The organism is Pseudomonas sp. QD4, assembly GCF_049199125.1.
Lineage (GTDB): Bacteria > Pseudomonadota > Gammaproteobacteria > Pseudomonadales > Pseudomonadaceae > Aquipseudomonas.
On the sequence record NZ_JBLZOM010000002.1, the window covers coordinates 751,001 to 769,609 of the forward strand.

19 protein-coding genes are annotated in these 18,609 nt (G+C 63.1%); 8 read left to right on the forward strand and 11 right to left on the reverse strand.

Translation table 11 applies throughout. The features are described from left to right. Window positions 1-79: 79 nt before the first annotated feature. Complete coding sequence (locus tag ACOZJV_RS14380; protein ID WP_078470160.1) at window positions 80-1,693, forward strand: NAD(P)/FAD-dependent oxidoreductase; 1,614 nt, start codon at window positions 80-82, stop codon at window positions 1,691-1,693. Window positions 1,694-1,752: 59 nt separating this feature from the next. On the opposite strand, the gene ACOZJV_RS14385 is transcribed toward ACOZJV_RS14380, so the two are convergent. Beyond that, complete coding sequence (locus tag ACOZJV_RS14385) at window positions 1,753-2,847, reverse strand: PLP-dependent cysteine synthase family protein (RefSeq protein ID WP_421547911.1); 1,095 nt, start codon at window positions 2,845-2,847, stop codon at window positions 1,753-1,755. Between the two features lie 319 nt (window positions 2,848-3,166). On the opposite strand from ACOZJV_RS14385, the gene nhaA reads away from it, so the two are divergent. Next, window positions 3,167-4,354, forward strand: a complete 1,188-nt coding sequence (nhaA, locus tag ACOZJV_RS14390; RefSeq protein WP_078470158.1) for a Na+/H+ antiporter NhaA — start codon at window positions 3,167-3,169, stop codon at window positions 4,352-4,354. 75 nt (window positions 4,355-4,429) lie between these two features. Here nhaA and ACOZJV_RS14395 read toward each other — a convergent pair whose 3' ends face one another. Next, window positions 4,430-4,894: a glycine zipper 2TM domain-containing protein gene (locus tag ACOZJV_RS14395; RefSeq protein ID WP_078470157.1), complete on the reverse strand. Its 465-nt coding sequence runs from the start codon at window positions 4,892-4,894 to the stop codon at window positions 4,430-4,432. A 171-nt stretch (window positions 4,895-5,065) separates the two neighbouring features. Between ACOZJV_RS14395 and ACOZJV_RS14400 the strand changes: the two genes are divergently transcribed. Beyond that, entirely contained in the window at window positions 5,066-5,302 is a 237-nt protein-coding gene (locus ACOZJV_RS14400; RefSeq protein ID WP_201129742.1) for a hypothetical protein, read from the forward strand. Window positions 5,303-5,311: 9 nt separating this feature from the next. Here ACOZJV_RS14400 and pdxH read toward each other — a convergent pair whose 3' ends face one another. The 5 genes from pdxH to dinG form a co-directional block, all read right to left on the reverse strand. Next, window positions 5,312-5,959 carry a pyridoxamine 5'-phosphate oxidase gene (gene pdxH, locus ACOZJV_RS14405; protein ID WP_078470155.1) on the reverse strand — a complete coding sequence of 216 codons (648 nt, stop codon included), beginning with the start codon at window positions 5,957-5,959 and terminating at the stop codon, window positions 5,312-5,314. A 23-nt stretch (window positions 5,960-5,982) separates the two neighbouring features. Continuing rightward, window positions 5,983-7,290, reverse strand: a complete 1,308-nt coding sequence (locus tag ACOZJV_RS14410) for an OmpA family protein (RefSeq protein WP_421547912.1) — start codon at window positions 7,288-7,290, stop codon at window positions 5,983-5,985. A gap of 139 nt (window positions 7,291-7,429) precedes the next feature. Then, a complete protein-coding gene (locus ACOZJV_RS14415; protein WP_201129738.1) occupies window positions 7,430-8,575 on the reverse strand; it encodes a serine hydrolase in 1,146 nt (381 codons plus the stop codon). A 178-nt stretch (window positions 8,576-8,753) separates the two neighbouring features. Then, window positions 8,754-11,183 carry a beta-agarase gene (locus ACOZJV_RS14420; RefSeq protein WP_421547913.1) on the reverse strand — a complete coding sequence of 810 codons (2,430 nt, stop codon included), beginning with the start codon at window positions 11,181-11,183 and terminating at the stop codon, window positions 8,754-8,756. A gap of 93 nt (window positions 11,184-11,276) precedes the next feature. Further along, window positions 11,277-13,421 carry an ATP-dependent DNA helicase DinG gene (dinG, locus tag ACOZJV_RS14425; RefSeq protein ID WP_078470151.1) on the reverse strand — a complete coding sequence of 715 codons (2,145 nt, stop codon included), beginning with the start codon at window positions 13,419-13,421 and terminating at the stop codon, window positions 11,277-11,279. A 98-nt stretch (window positions 13,422-13,519) separates the two neighbouring features. Here dinG and ACOZJV_RS14430 point away from each other — a divergent pair, with 98 nt between their 5' ends. Beyond that, the gene (locus ACOZJV_RS14430) at window positions 13,520-13,984 is read left to right on the forward strand and encodes a CopD family protein (RefSeq protein WP_421547914.1); all 465 of its coding nucleotides are present in this window, start codon (window positions 13,520-13,522) and stop codon (window positions 13,982-13,984) included. 78 nt (window positions 13,985-14,062) lie between these two features. On the opposite strand, the gene ACOZJV_RS14435 is transcribed toward ACOZJV_RS14430, so the two are convergent. From ACOZJV_RS14435 to ACOZJV_RS14445, 3 genes are all read right to left on the reverse strand, one after another. After that, window positions 14,063-14,821: a collagen-like protein gene (locus tag ACOZJV_RS14435; protein WP_421547915.1), complete on the reverse strand. Its 759-nt coding sequence runs from the start codon at window positions 14,819-14,821 to the stop codon at window positions 14,063-14,065. Then, the gene (locus ACOZJV_RS14440; RefSeq protein WP_421547916.1) at window positions 14,814-15,092 is read right to left on the reverse strand and encodes a DUF1145 domain-containing protein; all 279 of its coding nucleotides are present in this window, start codon (window positions 15,090-15,092) and stop codon (window positions 14,814-14,816) included. The genes ACOZJV_RS14435 and ACOZJV_RS14440 overlap by 8 nt, the downstream gene beginning before the upstream one ends. 197 nt (window positions 15,093-15,289) lie before the next feature. After that, entirely contained in the window at window positions 15,290-15,982 is a 693-nt protein-coding gene (locus ACOZJV_RS14445) for an OmpA family protein (protein ID WP_078470147.1), read from the reverse strand. A gap of 193 nt (window positions 15,983-16,175) precedes the next feature. Here ACOZJV_RS14445 and ACOZJV_RS14450 point away from each other — a divergent pair, with 193 nt between their 5' ends. From ACOZJV_RS14450 to ACOZJV_RS14465, 4 genes are all read left to right on the forward strand, one after another. Continuing rightward, window positions 16,176-16,673, forward strand: a complete 498-nt coding sequence (locus ACOZJV_RS14450; protein WP_201129732.1) for a DUF6231 family protein — start codon at window positions 16,176-16,178, stop codon at window positions 16,671-16,673. Window positions 16,674-16,677: 4 nt separating this feature from the next. Beyond that, window positions 16,678-17,154, forward strand: coding sequence for a YchJ family protein (locus tag ACOZJV_RS14455; RefSeq protein ID WP_421547917.1), 477 nt, complete (start codon window positions 16,678-16,680; stop codon window positions 17,152-17,154). Window positions 17,155-17,226: 72 nt separating this feature from the next. Beyond that, complete coding sequence (locus ACOZJV_RS14460) at window positions 17,227-17,712, forward strand: LEA type 2 family protein (RefSeq protein WP_421547918.1); 486 nt, start codon at window positions 17,227-17,229, stop codon at window positions 17,710-17,712. A 5-nt stretch (window positions 17,713-17,717) separates the two neighbouring features. Then, window positions 17,718-17,930 carry an SEC-C metal-binding domain-containing protein gene (locus tag ACOZJV_RS14465; protein ID WP_043229401.1) on the forward strand — a complete coding sequence of 71 codons (213 nt, stop codon included), beginning with the start codon at window positions 17,718-17,720 and terminating at the stop codon, window positions 17,928-17,930. Between the two features lie 71 nt (window positions 17,931-18,001). Here ACOZJV_RS14465 and ACOZJV_RS14470 read toward each other — a convergent pair whose 3' ends face one another. Beyond that, entirely contained in the window at window positions 18,002-18,550 is a 549-nt protein-coding gene (locus ACOZJV_RS14470; protein ID WP_078470143.1) for a cysteine hydrolase family protein, read from the reverse strand. Window positions 18,551-18,609: the final 59 nt, after the last annotated feature.

Genomic DNA, 18,609 nt, shown 5'->3' on the forward strand with positions numbered 1-18,609 from the left:
TCCGGGCTTTGCGGCTTATAATCGCCGGTTTGTAAAACCGCCCTGACGCATTTGTGCGTCCCGCGAATCGGATCCCGTCATGTTACGAATCACTGAACTCAAGTTGCCGATCGACCATCCTGAAGAAGACCTGCGGCCTGCCATCGCGCAGCGCCTGGGCGTCGCCAGCGATGACCTGCTCGACTTCACCCTGTTCAAGCGCAGCTACGATGCGCGCAAGAAGTCTTCCGAACTCTGCTTCATCTACACCATCGACGCCCAGGTGCGCGACGAGGCCAAGGTGCTGGGCAAGTTCGCCGATGACCGTAACGTCAACCTGGCGCCGGATGTCAGCTACAAGGTGGTGGGCCAGGCCCCGGCCGATTTGAGCCAGCGCCCGATCGTGGTCGGGTTCGGCCCGTGCGGCATCTTCGCCGGCCTGCTGCTGGCGCAGATGGGCTTCAAGCCGATCATCCTCGAACGTGGCAAGGAAGTGCGCGAGCGCACCAAGGACACCTGGGGCCTGTGGCGCAAAAGCGTGCTCAACCCCGAGTCCAACGTGCAGTTCGGTGAAGGCGGCGCCGGGACCTTCTCCGACGGCAAGCTCTACAGCCAGATCAAGGATCCGAAACACCAGGGCCGCAAGGTCCTGCACGAGTTCGTCAAGGCCGGCGCGCCGGAAGAGATCCTCTACGTCAGCAAGCCGCACATCGGCACCTTCCGCCTGACCGGCGTGGTGGAGAACATCCGCCAGCAGATCATCGCCCTGGGTGGTGAAGTGCGCTTCGGGCAACGGGTGACCGACGTACTGATCGAAGACGGGCAATTGACCGGTGTCGAGCTCAACAGCGGCGAACAGCTGCACTCCGAGCACGTGATCCTGGCCCTGGGCCACAGTGCCCGCGACACCTTCCGCATGCTCCACGGCCGTGGCGTGTTCATGGAAGCCAAGCCGTTCTCGGTAGGCTTCCGGATCGAACACCCGCAGTCGCTGATCGACAGCGCACGCCTGGGCAAATACGCCGGGCACCCGAAACTCGGCGCCGCCGATTACAAGCTGGTGCACCATGCCAAGAACGGCCGCACGGTCTACAGCTTCTGCATGTGCCCCGGCGGCACCGTGGTTGCCGCAACCTCCGAGCCGAACCGGGTCGTGACCAACGGCATGAGCCAGTACTCGCGCAACGAGCGCAACGCCAACTCCGGGATCGTGGTCGGCATCACCCCGGAAGTGGACTACCCGGGTGGCCCGCTGGCCGGCATCGAATTGCAGGAGCGCCTGGAATCCCTGGCCTTCGAACTCGGCGGCAACAACTACGAAGCACCGGCGCAGCTGGTGGGCGACTTCATCGCCGGCAAACCTTCCACCGCCCTGGGCAGCGTCGAGCCCTCCTACAAGCCGGGTGTGGCCCTGGGCGACCTGGCCCTGGCCCTGCCGGACTTTGCCATCGAAGCCATTCGTGAAGCGCTGCCGGCCTTCGACCGCCAGATCAAGGGTTACTCGCTGCACGACGCGGTGTTGACCGGGATCGAGACCCGCACCTCATCGCCGCTGCGTATCACCCGCAACGAAGCCATGCAAAGCCTGAACGTCAAAGGCCTGTACCCGGCCGGGGAAGGCGCCGGTTACGCCGGCGGCATCCTCTCGGCGGGCGTCGACGGGATTCGCATCGCCGAAGCCGTAGCACGCAACATGCTTGGGCTCGAAGCTTAAGTCACAAGCCTGCATTGCCCTCGCCACGGTCCTGACCCAGGACCGTGGCGCCGGGTCGATCAGATGCCGGCGCGCAATACGCTGGCCGGTAGCGCAACGCCCTGCTCCACGCTGGCGGCTACCGCGTCGATCAAACCACTCAACTCATACCCCTGGGCGGCCAGCCACGGCTGATCGTAATAGGTGGTTGCATAGCGCTCGCCGCCGTCGCACAGAATCGCCACGATCGAACCCGACTCTCCCGCCTCCTTCATCTGCTGCGCGGCGATCAGGGCGCCAATCAGGTTGGTGCCGCTGGAGCCCCCTACCCGCCGCCCCAGGCGCTGGGCCAGGTAATGCATGGCCGCGAGCGACAGCGCATCCGGCACCTTGACCATTGCATCGATCACCTTGGGCAGGAACGAAGCCTCGACCCGTGGCCGACCGATGCCTTCGATCCGCGAACCGCACTCCAGGCGCAAGCTGGCATCGCCGCTCTGGTAGTAATCGAAAAACACCGAACGCTCGGCATCGGCGCACAGGACCCGGGTGCAATGCTGGCGATAACGCACATAACGCCCCAGGGTCGCGGTAGTGCCGCCGGTGCCGGGGCTGGAGATCAGCCAGCTTGGCTCCGGGTAACGTTCGCAGCGCAGTTGCTGGAAGATCGACTCGGCGATGTTGTTGTTGGCGCGCCAGTCGGTGGCCCGCTCGGCGTAGGTGAACTGGTCCATGAAGTGCCCGCCGCTTTCCCGGGCCAGACGCTCGGACTCGGCGTAGATCTGCGTCGGGTCCTGCACCAGATGGCTCTTGCCGCCGTAAAAGGCGATCTGCGCGATCTTCTCCTGGGAGGTGCTGGCCGGCATCACCGCAATGAACGGCAAGCCCAGCAGGCGTGCGAAGTAAGCTTCGGAAATCGCCGTCGAGCCGCTGGAGGCCTCGATCACCGGCGCGCCAGGCTTGAGCCAGCCATTACACAGCGCATAAAGGAACAGCGAGCGCGCCAGGCGATGCTTGAGGCTGCCGGTGGGGTGGCTGGACTCATCCTTGAAATACAGTTCGATCCCGGGCAGGCCAGGCAACGGCAGGGGGATGAGGTGGGTATCGGCGCTGCGCTGGAAGTCGGCTTCGATAATGCGAATGGCCTCGCGGGCCCATTGTCGGTTGTCGCTCATGGTCGGTTCTCGCTGGATCGAACGCCACGGCGGCGCAAGAGGAGGATAGTGGCCCGGAGTGGGAACCCGGCCCCCTTGAAACAGGCTGCACGACGGCGGCGATGGACTATGTTCAAGGGGCTATTGGGCGCCATGGTAGGAAAAATCCCGCGTGCCTCACAGGTACAGCTATGAAGCAATTGGATACACAACTGACAGGCCGTATTTTCAGCAGCGCGCTTTCCTCATGCTTATAACAAAAAAGAATATAACTTTTGTTTTAACAACTAACGGTACGGGTTAGGGTGTGCCACCTTTAGCGTTTTTATGGAGAGCGACCTTGCCTCTGCGTAGTACTTTCACTCGTTTCTTTCAGTTGGAAGCTGCCAGCGGTCTGTTATTGATTGCCGCCGCAGTTCTGGCTCTGATCATCAATAATTCACCGCTGTCCTGGCTGTACAACGGCTTGCTGGACACCCCCGTGGTGGCCCAGATCGGCGCCCTGAAAATCGCCAAACCCCTGCTGCTGTGGATCAACGATGGCCTGATGGCGCTGTTTTTTCTGCTGATCGGGCTTGAGGTCAAGCGCGAAGTCCTCGAAGGCCATCTGTCCAAGCCGTCGCAGATCGTGCTCCCGGGCGCCGCGGCAATCGGCGGCATGCTGGTGCCGGCGCTGATCTACTGGTTCCTCAACAAGGACAACCCGCCGGCGCTGAACGGCTGGGCGATCCCGACTGCCACCGACATTGCCTTCGCCCTCGGGGTCCTGGCCCTGCTCGGCAAGCGAGTCCCGGTATCGCTGAAGCTGTTCCTGATGACCCTGGCGATCATCGACGACCTGGGCGCGATCATTATCATCGCGGTGTTCTACTCCGGGGCGCTGTCGACTCTGTCGCTGATGCTGGCGGCAGCCTGTGTGGCGGCGCTGGTGGCCATGAACCGGCTGGGGGTGGTCAAGCTCGGGCCCTATATGATCATTGGCCTGATCCTCTGGGTCTGCGTTCTCAAGAGCGGCGTGCATGCCACCCTGGCCGGCGTGACCTTGGCCCTGTGCATCCCACTGCGCACTCGCAATGCCGAACCGTCGCCGTTGCGCAACCTGGAACACGCCCTGCACCCTTGGGTGGCCTACGGCATCCTGCCGCTGTTCGCCTTCGCCAATGCCGGGCTGTCCCTGACCGGGGTCACCGCCGAGAGCTTCACCCACTTCGTGCCTATGGGCATCGCCGTCGGCCTGCTGCTGGGCAAGACCGTCGGGGTATTCGGCCTGACCTGGCTGGCGGTCAAGAGCGGCCTGGCCGCGCTGCCCAGTGGCGCCAACTGGGGGCAAGTGTTTGGCGTGGCGATCCTGTGCGGGATCGGCTTCACCATGAGCCTGTTCGTCGGCTCCCTGGCCTTTGTTCCGGGCAGCAGTGAATACGCCGGCATGGACCGCATGGGCATCCTCACCGGCTCGCTCTTCGCCGCCCTGATCGGCTACGCGGTGACTGCCGCCGCCAGCCGCAAGAGCAACGCCCTGCCCTCCTGAGCCAGGGTTGGCCCAGGCTGAAAACAAAAAACCCCGGTCAGGCAACTGACCGGGGTTTTTTTTTGCAGGATGCGATCAACGAGTAACGCGGCTGGTGCCATCGACCGTCATGATGCGCACGCGATCACCGACGCGGAACACTTCGTTTTCCTGCACCTGCTGCACATAGGCACGCATGCTGCCGTCGTCTTCACGTACGGTGATTTCCACGCCCTGGGTACGGGTCAGGCCTTCCTCGGTGGCCGAGCCCAGCAGGCCACCGGCGACTGCGCCGATCACCGCAGTGACGATGCTGCCGCGACCGCCACCGATGGCGCTGCCGCCGACACCACCGATCACGGCGCCAGCAGCGCCGCCGATTGGGGTCTTGGTGCCTTCGATTTTCACCGGACGCAGGGATTCAATGGTGCCCATGCGAACGGTCTGCACACGACGCGCTTCATCACGGGAGTAAGAGTCACCGGTCAGGTTCGAGGCACAGCCACCGAGCAACATCGCCATCGTGGTGAAGGAAGCAACTAGCAGAACAGACTTACGCATAGGATCAACTCCAAAGGACAGATCGTCATTAAACTCCGCAGCTTGATACCTGTCACGGCATCGCCCGGATAAAATTGCTTTCATTCAGTCTCAGTACAGACTACGCAGACTGCCAAAACGCTCAAAAAAGCTCAGGCAACATTTACGCGCACCCCAGGTACAGGACTTCTCATGGATTACTTCATCATCATTGCCACCACCGCCGCCGGCTTGTACTTCCACTGGTGGTTGTATGTGCGGATCAAACGCTGGATGGACCGCGACCTGGCGCTTTCCCTGGCCGGTGCGGATGAGCAGAAAAAAGCCTTCATGCTGCAACAACTGGCTAATGCCCATCAGCAGAAAGTAAAACGCCGGGACCTGCCGCAGTGGCTGGCAGCCGCCGCGACCGGTTATCCCGGCGCCTGACCTGAAACCTTAAGGTGCCAGGCGTTCACGCACCCAGTCAGCGCCCTGTACACGATAGTTCAGGCGATCGTGCAGACGGCTTGGGCGACCTTGCCAGAACTCGATACGCTCGGGCAGCAGGCGGTAACCGCCCCAATGCTCCGGACAATCGGGCTGACTGTCACTGAAGCGCGCCTCGGTCGCCTTGAGCAATTGCTCCAGCTCCCCGCGCCCATCGATCACCCGACTCTGGGGCGATGCCCAGGCCCCCAGGCGGCTGCCCAGCGGACGTACCTGGTAATAATCGTCGGACTCCTGCGGGCTGACCTTGACCACCCGGCCCTCGATGCGCACCTGACGCTCGAGAGTCGGCCAGAAGAAGGTCATGGCCGCAAAGGGATGAGCCGCAAGCTGCTCACCCTTGGCGCTCTGGTAGTTGGTGAAGAAGGTAAAACCCTGCTCATCCAAACCCTTGAGCAACAGGATGCGGCAATGCGGGCGGCCATCGGAGTCGACGGTCGCCAGCGTCATGGCATTGGCCTCCACCGGTGGCTGTTCGGTTTTCACCGCGTCTGCGAACCACTGGTGAAACAAGGCGAAGGGCTCGGCCGGAGCCTGGGCTTCGGTCAGTCCATCACGCGTGTAGTCGCGGCGCATATCAGCCAGGGCCTGGGTCATGGCAGCTTCCTTTCGCTAAAGAATCAGTTCTGTGCGGTGGTCGCCGGCGCTTTTGCCGGAGCGGCTGCCTTGGCCGGGGCCACCTTCTTCGCTGGTTCTTTCTTGGTCGCTGGCTTCTTCGCAGGAGTGGCGGCCTTTTTCGCAGGAGCAGCTTTTTTGGCAGGTGCGGCTTTTTTCGAGGCAATGGCCGGCACAGCTGGCTTCACGTCCTGCACAGCTACCATTTCAGTTTCCGAAGGGGTTGGCTGGTTGTACTTGCTCAGCAGGCCGAGCATGGTGCTGCGCTGGGTCAGCATGATTTCCACGCGGCGGTTCAAGGCACGGCCCTGCGGGCTGTCATTGGCCGCACGTGGCATGACCGAACCCATGCCGCGCAGCATCAGACGGTCTTGTTTCAGGCCGCTGAGGCTGAAGATCGCTGCTACCGATTGCGCACGGTCACGGCTGATTTTCTGGTTCAGGGCAGTCGCACCAACAGTATCGGCGTGACCCAGCACCAGGACCGCAGTCTTGGAGTCGCCTTCAACCGCCTTGGCGACGCGGGTGAATGGACCCAGGGTCACCGGCAGCAGCATGGCTGGACGGTCCGGGTTGAACGAACCGTCGACCAGAGCGGTGACCACCAGTACGTTTTCGCGGCGTTCCAGTTGCAGCTTGCTGTCCTTGATCGCTTCACGCAGGCGAGGCTCGTAGTCATCCAGCCAGGCTTGGGTGATTTTCGGATCAGGCATCGGGATATCAGTGACATCGACCTTGCTCAGCGGCTTTGGCTCGCTCGGGCCAAATGGCCACCACCAGTTCTTGCCGGTGTCAGCCTTGGCAACGCTTGGAGCAGGTGCCGGTGCTGGTTCAGCTTTCTTGGCTTCGGCTACCGGCTTGTCGCCAGCGTCGTCCTTGGAGGAAAACGGCCACCACCAGCTGCTGCTTTCGCTCTTGGCTGCTGGAGCAGCGGCGGCGGCCGGTGCAGGCTCGACAGCGGCAATCGCGGCGGGCTTGGCAGTTGGGGCTGGCGCGGCGGCGGCTTTGACGGCGGGGGCTGCAGGCTTGGCGGCGGCGGTGGCCTTGCCGGCGGGGGCTGCAGGCTTGGCGGCGGCGGTGGCCTTGCCGGCTGGGGCTGCTGCTGCAGGCTTTGCCGCCGGAGCTGGAGCCGGGGCCGGGGCCGGGGCTGCAGCCACGGGGGCTTTTTGTGCAGGCTCTGCGGCGCTGTTGTTGGTCGCCTTATCGGAACCGAACGACCACCAATGGCCACCTTCTGCGTCATTTTGCGGCGTTTGAGCACAACCGGTAACTGTGAGGCAAATGGCCAGGGCTAAAGACTTGTTCGACGACATGGGATATCCACAAAATGAGATAAATAATTACGGTCTGAGCGACCCGTAAACAGACGCTTGGAAATTATAAAAGCCACAAGGTTCCACCTTGCAGCTATTCCAGCATGTTTAAGCAAAAAAGTTCTTAACAGCAACCTTTTTACAGACAATCCGACAAAACCCTCGCCAGCTTCTGCGCCCGCGGATCCATCAATACATAAGGCCCCAAGGTGTTTGTCACAAAACCGAAGGCCACATCATGCTCCGGGTCAGCAAAACCGGTGGAACCGCCCGCCCCCGGATGACCAAAGGCCCGGGCACCCAGGCCAAAAGTCGCATTTGGCACATCCGGTTGGTCCAGCATGCAGCCCAGGCCGAAACGGGTCTGGGTCAGCAGAGTCTTGTCCATGCCAATGCTGTGCTCACGGGTCAACTCGTCGAGCATGTCCGCTTCCAGCAGGCTGCCATCGAGCAGGCCACTGTAAAAACCGGCCAGGCTGCGGGCATTGCCATGCCCATTGGCCGCCGGCTGCTGCATACGTCGCCACTCAGGTTTGTTGGTGCTGGTCATGATAGACGGCGGATTGGTAAACGCCCGGGTGGTCATGGCAGTGGGCTCGCGCATGGTCACTTGCAGCAGGCGCTGGGCGGCGGCATCACCGACATTGCCCTTGCCCCGGGCAATATGCGCCACCCGGTAGAACTCCGAATCCGCCAGGCCGACGTGAAAATCCAGGCCCAATGGCTTGGCCACGCGAGCCACGATCGACTCCCCCGGCCCCCGGCCATCGGCTCGGCGCAGCAATTCGCCGACCAGCCAGCCGTAAGTGATAGCGGCATACCCATGGCCTTCACCCGGCGTCCACCAGGGTTGCTCCGCGGCCAGGGCGTCGACCATGGTCTGCCATTCGTACAGCGCCTCTGGCGCGAGCATCTCGCGCAGCGCCGGCAGGCCGGCCTGATGGCACAGCAACTGACGCAGGGTGATGGCCTGTTTGCCGGCGGCGGCGAATTCCGGCCAGTACTGCGCCACCGGCGCGTCCAGCTTGAGCTTGCCTTCGGCCACCAGTTGCAGCGCGGTCACTGCGGTAAAGGTCTTGGTGCAGGAGAACAGGTTGGCAATGGTGTCGCTGTGCCAGGCCTCGGCGCCGTCTTTGTCGGCAGTACCGGCCCAGAGGTCGATCACGGTTTCACCGCCGACCTGAATGCACAGCGCCGCGCCGCGCTCCTGGGAATCTTCAAAGAGGGCCGCGAAGGCTTCACGCACGGCCTCGAATTTAAGCTCGTAATGACCTTGAATCTGCACCCGTGACTCCCCCCGAACCCATGCTCTACAAAGTGGCACGCATTGTTTCAGCCCCAGGCGGTTTTGGGAACAGATGCCAGCCGGTGATGAAATTCGCGCGAACCTGAGACGCCCGCGGCGTTTTGCCCGATGCCCCAGCGGAGACGAAAGGGGCAGCCTGCAAGCTGCCCCCTCGTGATCAATGACCGTTGCCGGAATGCCCGCCTGCGCGGCCGGCGCCGCCGTCCTTGCTGTCATGAGCCTTTTTGCCACCGTCGCCACCATGGCTTTCGGCAGCGGCAGCCTTGTCGGCTTCAGCCTTGGCCTTTTCGACCTCGGCGCCCAGTTGATCGACGGTCAGCAGGTTGCTCTTGCGCACGCTGTCGACGAACCCCTGGAACGGCAGGTCGGTGATGCCCACCAGGCCGAAGTGGCCATTCTCGCCATCCAGCAGGCGACCGGTCACCGGCTGGTCGAGGTACTGGAACCAGTGCACACCGACAATCGACGGCTCGCTGATCGCCTGCTTGAGGAAATTGGCATAGGCCGGCGCGCGATCTTCTTCACGGGCCAATTCGGTCACGCCACCCCAGAACGGGCCACGGTCACGGGAGCCGAAGTTGAACTCGGTGATCAGTACCGGCTTGTCCAGGCTGCGCAGTTGGGCGAAGTCATAACCGTCCTGGGGCTTGAGGGTGTACATGTTGAAGCTCAACACGTCGCAGTACTGGGCACAGGAGGTCACGGCCTCCGGGGTGCTGATGGCGAAACGACCGCCCAGCAGCAAGTGGTTCGGCGCATGCCACTTCAGCGAATCGGAGATGGTCTTGAAGTAGGTATCGGCAAACACTTTCTGGAAGTATTTGAAGTCGGCTTCGATTTCCGGGTGCTCGGGGTTCGGCAGCGGCGGCTCGAAACCCGGGTCTTCCATCAGCTCCCAGGCAGGCAGATCAATGCCCCAGGCCTTCGACAGGCCGGCCTGGTTACGGTATTTGTCGCGCAACTGCTTGAGAAACGCCCGTTTGGCCGGCACGTCGGTGGTCATGCGCAAGGTGCCGTAGGCCAGGGCGTAGCGGGCTTTGGGGCCATCACCGGGACCGGCCCAGGCCAGTTCGTTGTCGGCAAAGTAGCCGATCAACCAGGGGTCATCCCGATGGTCGCGGGCAGCGATGGCTACCGCACGCTCGGTGGCCATGGCAAAACGCGGGTCGAACGGGTCGGGCATGCCGCCCCACCAGTCGCTGCCGGTGCTGATGCTGGCGTAGTCGCCGACGATCGACAGCGGCAAGGTGTAAGGCACCCGCGCTTTGTCTTCAAGCGCCGAGGCGCTCCAGTTGCCGACGGTGTTGAAGCCCCAGGCCTGCAAGCGATCCTGGGTGTGACTGACCCAGCGCTTGGTGTCCAGGGCCTCAGGAGCGCACGGCGCGGTCGTCGCAGTGGCAGGCGCGGCTGTCTGTTGCGCCTGCCGGGCATCGGCCTTGGCCGCGTCGGCTATCCCGGGCTGGGTTTCGCTGCCGGCTGCACAAGGCACGCCGTAGGTGCGCTGCAAGTTGGCCGCGTAAAAGTCGTACCAGCGGCCACTGTTATAAGCGCGGCCCTGGTCGGCGCCGTTGCCGCCACGGTTATCGCCCTCGCCGTAAAAACCGGCCAGAGGCTCACCGGGCTTGGGCAGGGCCGGGAACATCCATTCGCGGCCGGCTATATAGGTCTGGCTGTTCTCGGCAGTGACCGCATTGACCCCCAGGGAATAAAACGGATGGCCTTCGGGGGTGACCAGGTACCAGCGCCCGTCACGCTTCTCGGTGCGGAAAAAACCGCTGGCCTTGAAGGGTGCGCCCTTGTCCCAGCCGCCGAACTTGTCCAGGGCACTGCGTTCGCGCTCGGCCAGCCAGGTCTTGAGCTGCTGCTGTTCCTTGCTCGCCGCGGTCTTCAACTGATCGTCGCTGCTGATTTTTTCCGGCCAGCGGGCGCGGGTCGACTGGCCGTAGCCATCCACTAGCGAACCGTAGACCGCCTTGACCACGCCCTCACCGTCCTGCACGCCGAAGCGCTCAAGCAGAATGCTCTGGGCGGCCTTGGGTTGTTCCATCGACAGGGTGACCGACACCACCTGACTGCGATCCAGCTCGCCTTGGCTGCTGGCCAGCAGAATGCGCTGCCCGTCCACGGTCGTCGGCATCGGCGGCCCGGCCTTCATGCCCTGGCTCAACGGCGAGCTGGCCACCAGCGGTACCAACAGGGTTTGCGCCGGCCCGGCCGGCAGATCGATGCGGCTGACCAGGGTCTTGCCGTCATTGCTCTGGATTTTCACGTAGAGGGTCAGGGCCCAGTTCATCGCGCTCTGGATGCGCAGGCTCATCATTCCCGATTGCGACCAGTCCCAGGCACCACTTTGCGGGCTCAAGCGCAGGCTCGGCTGCGCCGCCGGGTTGAAGGTGACCCGCCGCAGCACTTCACCTTCGGCCGTTTGCTCTGCATTGGATTGCGGCAGGCCGGCATCCTGTGTCGTCACCTGGACCACAGCCGCGGGCCGGACAAAGTTGAACAGCGTCTGCTGTCCGGCAGGCGCGGCAAGCAGCGGCGCGGCGAACATCAGAGCCAATACGGCGGGCAACGAACGGCGAATCATATGAACCAGGTTCTCCCTAATGACCGATAAACGGCCTGTGTTGAATCGGTGACATGAAATAGACAGCGCGGGAAGCCAATCTGCAGACCGCGCTCAAGAAATTTCCCGCCGGAACGGCGGCAAGGCATTGAGGATAGCCTTGCCGTAGCGCTGGGTGACCAGGCGCCGGTCCAACAGGGTGATGGTGCCGCGGTCCTGCTCGGTACGCAGCAGGCGACCGCAGGCCTGGACCAGCTTGAGCGAGGCATCGGGCACGGAGATTTCCATGAACGGATTGCCGCCCCGGGCCTCGATCCACTCCGCCAACGCAGCCTCGACCGGATCATCCGGCACCGAGAACGGGATCTTGGCGATCACCACGTGCTCGCAGTACGCCCCGGGCAAGTCCACGCCTTCGGCGAAACTGGCCAGGCCGAACAGGACACTGGAGTCACCACCATCGACCCGCGCCTTGTGCTTGTTCAGGGTTTCCTGCTTCGACAGGTTGCCCTGAATGAACACTTGCTTGCGCCAGTCGCGGTCCAGGCCGTCGAACACGTCCTGCATCTGCTTGCGCGAGGAGAACAGCACCAGGGTGCCGCGCGAGCCTTCCACCAGTTCCGGCAGGTCGCGGATGATGGCCGCGGTATGGGCCGGCGCGTCCCGCGGGTCGGCCTTGAGGTCCGGGACCCGCAGCACACCGGCATCGGCGTGATGGAAGGGGCTGGGGACCACGGCGGTCACGGCTTTTTTCGGCAGGCCGGCGCGCATGCGGAACCGATCGAACGTGCCGAGGGCCGTCAGGGTGGCCGAAGTCACCAAGGCGCCATAGGCCACGTTCCACAGGTTACGTCGGAGCATTTCCGCAGCCAGGATCGGGCTGGCGTTGACTTCGATATCGAACAACGAGCCACTTTCAGCCAGGGTCAGCCAACGGGCCATGGGCGGGTTGTCTTCCGGGTCTTCGGTGGTGAAGGCGGTCCACAGCTCCCAGTTGCCCTGGGCCCGGGACAACAGGCTGCCGAACAGTGGGTACCATTCTTCGGCCTGGTTGCTGGCGATGCCGATATTGACCTCGCCATCCATGCCTTCCTTGAGCAGGTCGGTGAGGCGGGTGAACAGGTCGGTCAGGCGTGAAAAGCCCTTCTTCAGCTCGATGCCCATCTCGCGCATGTGCTCGGGAATGACCCCGCCGACAAACCGATGGCGCGGCCGCTCGCGGCCCTCCATGTCTTCGCCGGTCTTGAAGTCCGCCAGTTGTTCACACGCGGTGAACATGAACTGCTGCTGGGTCTTGATCTCCCGCGCCAGCTCCGGCACCTGCTCGATCAGCTTGCCGAGGTCGCCCGGCAGCGGATGCTGGGCCAACAGCTTGGTCAGGTTCTTGGCAGTCTGCTCCAGCCAATCGGCGGTGGAACGCAGGCGGGTGTAGTGGGCGAAGTGGCCGATGGCCTTGTCCGGCAGGTGGTGGCCTTCGTCGAACACATACAGCGTGTCACGCGGGTCAGGCAGCACGGCACCGCCGCCCAGGGCCAGGTCGGCCAGGACCATGTCGTGGTTGGTGACAATCACGTCGACCTTGCCCATGCCTTCGCGGGCCTTGTAGAAGGCGCACTGGCCGAAGTTCGGGCAATGGCGATTGGTGCACTGGCTGTGGTCGGTGGTCAGGCGTGCCCAGTCGGAATCTTCGAGGGCGGTGGGCCAGCTGTCGCGGTCGCCGTCCCATTTATTGCCGGCGAGTTTCTCGATCATGCTGGTGAACAGCTTCTGGCTGGCTTCATCGACTTCGATCTTGAAGCCTTCTTCCTCGAACAGCTGGGCAGTGGCGGTTTGCGCGTGGCCTTCCTGCAGCAGCATGTCGAGCTTGGACAGGCACATATAGCGCCCGCGGCCCTTGGCCAGGGAGAAGGTGAAATTCAGCCCGCTGTTGCGCATCAGGTCGGGCAGGTCTTTGTAGACGATCTGCTCCTGCAGGGCGACGGTCGCGGTGGCGATCACCAGGCGCTTGCCGGCGGCCTTGGCGGTGGGGATGGCGGCCAGGCTGTAGGCCACGGTTTTCCCGGTACCGGTGCCGGCTTCCACGGCCACTACGGCCGGGTCGCCACTGCGCCGACCTTCTTCATCGGTATCGATGTCGCCAAGGACCTTGGCCACTTCGGCGATCATCAGGCGCTGGCCGTAACGCGGCTTGAGGCTCTTGGCTTCGAGAAAACGCGAGTAAGCGCCCTGGATCGTGGTTTTGAGTTCGTTGCTGATCATGGTCTTTGGGCGCGAAAAACGCTGGATAAATTTTCAGTGGTTCGGATCGGCCGCTATCATAACCCGCTAATTCATCCCGCGCAGAACGGAGTACCCGAATGACAGCCTTTGCCCTTGCTTACACCCTGCATGTCCTGGCGGCCCTGGTCTGGGTCGGCGGCATGTTTTTCGCCTGGATGGTGTTGCGTCCGGCGGCTGGGGCGGCACTTGAAGGCCCGACGCGCCTGAAGCTCTGGGTAGAAGTGTTTCAGCGTTTTTTTGTCTGGGTCTGGGTCGCGGTGGCGGTTTTGCCGATCAGCGGCGTCGGCCTGATCCAACTGCGCTTCAACGGCTTCGAGACCGCACCGCGTTATGTGCAGGTGATGATCGGCCTGTACCTGGTGATGACCGCACTGTTTATCCGCATCCAGTCGTTGCAGTTGCCGGAGCTGCGTAACGCGGTGGTGGCCGAGGACTGGCCGGCAGGCGCTACAGCCCTAGGCAAGATCCGCCGACTGGTTGGCTGCAACCTGATTATCGGCCTGGTGCTGGTGGCCTTGGCTGCGGCACGGCCGATGTTCTAGGGCCTGTACGAAAACGGGCCGGCACGTGTAAGGAAACGTACCGGCCCGCCTTAACGCCCTGACAGGCGCCCGTCTGTCTTACAACCGCTGGAGCGTCACCGAACCTGCTGGCCCTGCGGGCCCCGGCTGGCCTTCAGCCCCCGGGCGGCCACTCTTGCCACCGTCGGCACGATAGACGTAGCAGCCCTTGGACTTGCCACCTGCGCCCGGCTTGCCCGCAGGCCCCGCCAGACCGCCGGCGCCGCCATCGACCACGACCTTGATCTGCTCGGCCGGATAGTCACGCGGCAGTTCCACCCGAACCTGTGCCCCCGGCGCGCCCGGGCGGCCATCGCCGCCGTTGTCGCCATCGGCACCGCGCCCGGCCTGGCCCCAGGTGCAGCCCGGTTCCTGGCCATTGGCCCCATCCAGGCCGACAAAACCCGGAGCCCCGGCACCGCCACGGGCATCCACCGACAACTCCGGGCCATTCAGCGATTCGATGCGCAACGCAAGATTGCGCCCGGCCTTGGCCGGTTTTTGATAAGTGCCCGGGGCACCGCGCGAGGTGATCTGGCTGCCCGGTTCCAGTTCGGCACGCCGCACCTTCAGTTGCAGTGCCTGTTCGGCAGGGACAATGGCGATCCGAGCCTCACGGCCCAGGTGCAATTCACCGACCTGAAGCTCGGTGACATTGGACGGGATCAACAAGGTGCCGTAGTCGGACACCTCCAGGCGCTCCAGTTGCAGGGTGCTAGTGGTGTTGGGCAAGCGCATCAGGGAGTTGGTTTCCACCGTCACCACTTGGGCCACGGCCAGGGGGCTGCACAGCAGCGCCAGCAGGCAGAATTTACGCATGATCAGCCTCCAGGCGGGACGAATGGGGGATGCCTTGCAGGTGAAAAATCCCCACCAACAGGATCTGCAGGCGATCCCGCCAAGGGTTGCTGCGACCTTTGAGGCTGCCGTTGAACAGCACCAGCTCCAGCAAATGGGTGAGCAACAGCAGGCTGCCCGCCAGATTGACCAATAAATGCAGCGGATTGATCAACGGCTTGGCCAGGTTGATCAGCACCACCAGCCAGAACACCAGGGTCAAGATTTTCCCCAGCCCCCAAAAGACCTTCATACGCTCCCCCTATGTGAATTTTTCTTTGCGCGCACAGTAACGACTAATCCCGGGAATTAGCCAGCGCCTGGGAAAAATTCTTCGACATAGAGGTTCAAGGACCAGCGGCAAAGCGCTGCAGGGGGCAACAAACAGGGGAGGCCCCTGGATAGCCGCAATCACGGCCACCCCGGGGCAAGGCTGCTTATATAGAAGGATCAGCGGTTGATCTTGATTTCCGTCCGCCGGTTCAGGGCGCGCCCCTCAGCGGTTTTGTTGTCGGCCACTGGCTGGCTTTCACCGGCACCGGACACCGAGACGAAGCTGCTGCGTGGCACGCCGGCGTTGATCAGGTAATCGGTCACCGAATGCGCACGTTTATCCGAAAGCCGCTGGTTATAGGCATCACTGCCGACACTGTCGGTGTGCCCGGTCACGCGCAGTTGCGCCGACGCGGCTTCCTGTTTCAAGCGTGTGGCGATGGTGTCGAGCTTGGTTTTATCGGCGCCGGTCAGCCTGGCCGAGTCGAACTCGAAGTGCACATCGCGGATGACGATGGTTTCTTCCTTGACCACTACGACCTCTTCGACCACCGCCACCGGAACCGGTGGGCAGCCATTGGCATCGACCGGCACGCCTTTAGGCGTGTGCGGGCACTTGTCGCGGCTGTCCGGCACACCGTCGCCGTCTTCGTCGCCATCGCCGTGGACCCAGCAATAGGCACCGGCCAGGCCGCCTACCACCAAGGCGCCACCGCCGGCCCAGGACGCGCTTTCGGTCGCACCGAGCGCCGCACCGGTGACGCCCCCGACGGCGGCACAGGTCGGCCAGTCGGTTTTCTGCAAACCTGCGCAACCAGTCAACACACTGGTTAGCAGAACCAAGGGTAGTGCTGTGCGAACTATGCTCATCAAGGTGTTCTCCGTAGGGGATCGGCCCGGAGCCGATTCAGGGAGTAAAGACCGCGCTTTTAATCTGCGCCAGCAATAGGCCATGGCGGTTTGGGTCCTGTATTTGTTGGGGGCTTCGGCTATTTCGAGACAAGCGCTCTAGGCCCGGGCGTTCGGGCGCGCTAGTCTCTGCAGTTCTGATTGAGGATCTTCGATGACTGCTGGTATTTCTTCGCGCACGCCCCAGCAAGCCCTGGCGGCGCTGCTGGACCGCTATGCCCCACAACACCTGCTGCTGATCGGCGCCAGCGACTTCCCGGCCCTCGCCGCCTTCAAGCTGGCGCACCCCGACTGCCAGGTTGCCCAAACCGCGCCCGGCCCCTTGCCGGCGGAACTGGCGGCACGCCGTTTCGACCTGGCGGTGGTGGTCGATTGCCTGGAACACCTGCCCAAGCGCGATGGGCTGAACCTGCTCGGCGGGATCCGCAACCTCAACGCCAGCCGCATCGCGGTGCTGGCCGACCTGGCGGCCTGCGGCTGGCAGGAGACGGATTTCTTCTCCCTGGCGTTGCAGGCCAGCGAACGCTTCCAGCGTGAAGAGCAGGTGCTGACCCTGTTTACCTACGATCTGCTTGAATACAAGCAAGTGCCGGACTGGCTCAACTCACGGTTCTGGGCCAACCCGGAAAACTTCGGAAAGTATTGGTGGTAACGCAATGAGTATGTCGATTTGTCCTTGTGGTAGCGGCACCCTGCTGGATGCCTGCTGCGGCCATTACCACGCCGGCCATCCGCCCCCCTGCGCCGAAGCGCTGATGCGTTCGCGCTACAGCGCCTATGTTCTAGGCTTGGTGGACTACATTGTGGCCACCACCCTGCCGGTGCAGCAGGCCGGCCTGGACCGCCAGGCCATCAGCGACTGGAGTGCTCAAAGCACCTGGCTCGGGCTGGAGGTGGAAAGCTCCGAAGTCTTCGGCGGCCAGCCCGAACACGCCTTCGTCACCTTCACCGCGCGCTGGCATGACAGCAACGGCGAGCACAGCCACCGCGAGCGCTCTTCGTTCGTGCAGAACAACGGCCACTGGTACTTCATCGACCCGACAGTCGGGTTCAAGGCCGGCCGCAACGACGCCTGCCCCTGCGCCAGCGGGCAGAAGTACAAGAAATGCTGCGCCAGCTACCTCACCCCTTGAGCCCCTGGCCGTGACCCAACCCTTACCCCGCGCCCACGGTTGCTAGACTGGGAGTTCAAACGGAGTAATGGCATGGTTTCTGAGCTGCGCGTATTAAGGACAATCAGCCTGCTTTGGGTGCTAGGCCTCTCGGGGTGCGCGTCCTGGTTCGTCGATGACACCGTCGATCCCCAGGTGCACCTGGTGAAGGTCGAAGTGATTCGCGCCAATATGCTGGAGCAGCGCTTTCGCCTGCTGTTTCGCGTCGACAACCCCAACGACTCCGACCTCACGGTGCGCCACCTGTCGTACCGGATCCACCTCGACCGCCTGCTGCTGGCCGAAGGCGAGCACGAACACTGGTTTACCGTGGGCCCCAAAAGCAGCGGTTATTTCAGGGTGGCGGTGCGCACCAACCTCTGGCCCCAGGTGCGCGACGTGGTGAAATTGCTGCGCAACCCGCGGCAACCCATCCCCTATCGCCTGGAAGGCGAGTTGGAAACCGGATTATTCATCGGCTATGACGTGCACCTGAAGCGCAATGGCGAGATAATTCCCGGCGATTTTATTCCGGAGTGACACCGATGACCCAGCAACCCCATGTCCATGGCCCTGACTGCAACCACGATCACGATCATGATCACCACGCCCATGATCACGACCATGGCCATGTACACGGTCCGCATTGCAACCATGCGCCCCAGGAACCGGTGCGCAATACCCTGAAAGATGTCGGTCGCAACGACCCATGCCCGTGCGGCAGCAGCAAGAAGTTCAAGAAGTGCCACGGCGCTTGATGCACTGATCCTCATGCGCGACCATGACAACCCGGTGCGACCTGCACCGGGTTGTCACGGCTATCCGGCTTTTATAGAAGCTCGGCGCTATTGATCACGGTGGCATATTCGCCGTGCAGGTTGCCCAGGGACATCCCGTGCACCTCATGCGCCGAACGCAGCCGACCAAAGAAGTCGACCTTGTCGAAGGTGTAGCAGGCGTCCTCGACCACCCAGGTCGCAAACCCCAGATTGCCCGCGGTACGCGCCGTCGCCTCCACTGAGTTGTGGGTGGCCACGCCGACGATGACCAATTGCCCGATCCCTGCCTTGCGCAATAGCCCTTCCAGCCCGGTGCCAGAGAATGCATCCGGCACCTGCTTCTGAATCAACTCCTCGCCGGCCCCCGGCACAAACTGCGGCTGGAACTCCACCCCCGATTGCTCGGGCCAGAACACCGAATCCGGCGAACGGGACAGATGCTGCACGTGGATCACCGGGCGCGCGGCCTGGCGCCACCTGGCCAGAAGCTCGGCCATGCGCTCCTCGGCCTCGGGATTGTTACGCGGGCCGAGCCTGGGCTGAAGGATTCCCTGTTGCTGGTCGATCAGAATCAGCGCTGCGTTGGCATCGAGTTCCATGCTGATTTTCTCCGGGTTGGGCTATTGAATTCTGCGCACTTCAGCATCACCTCCCATGA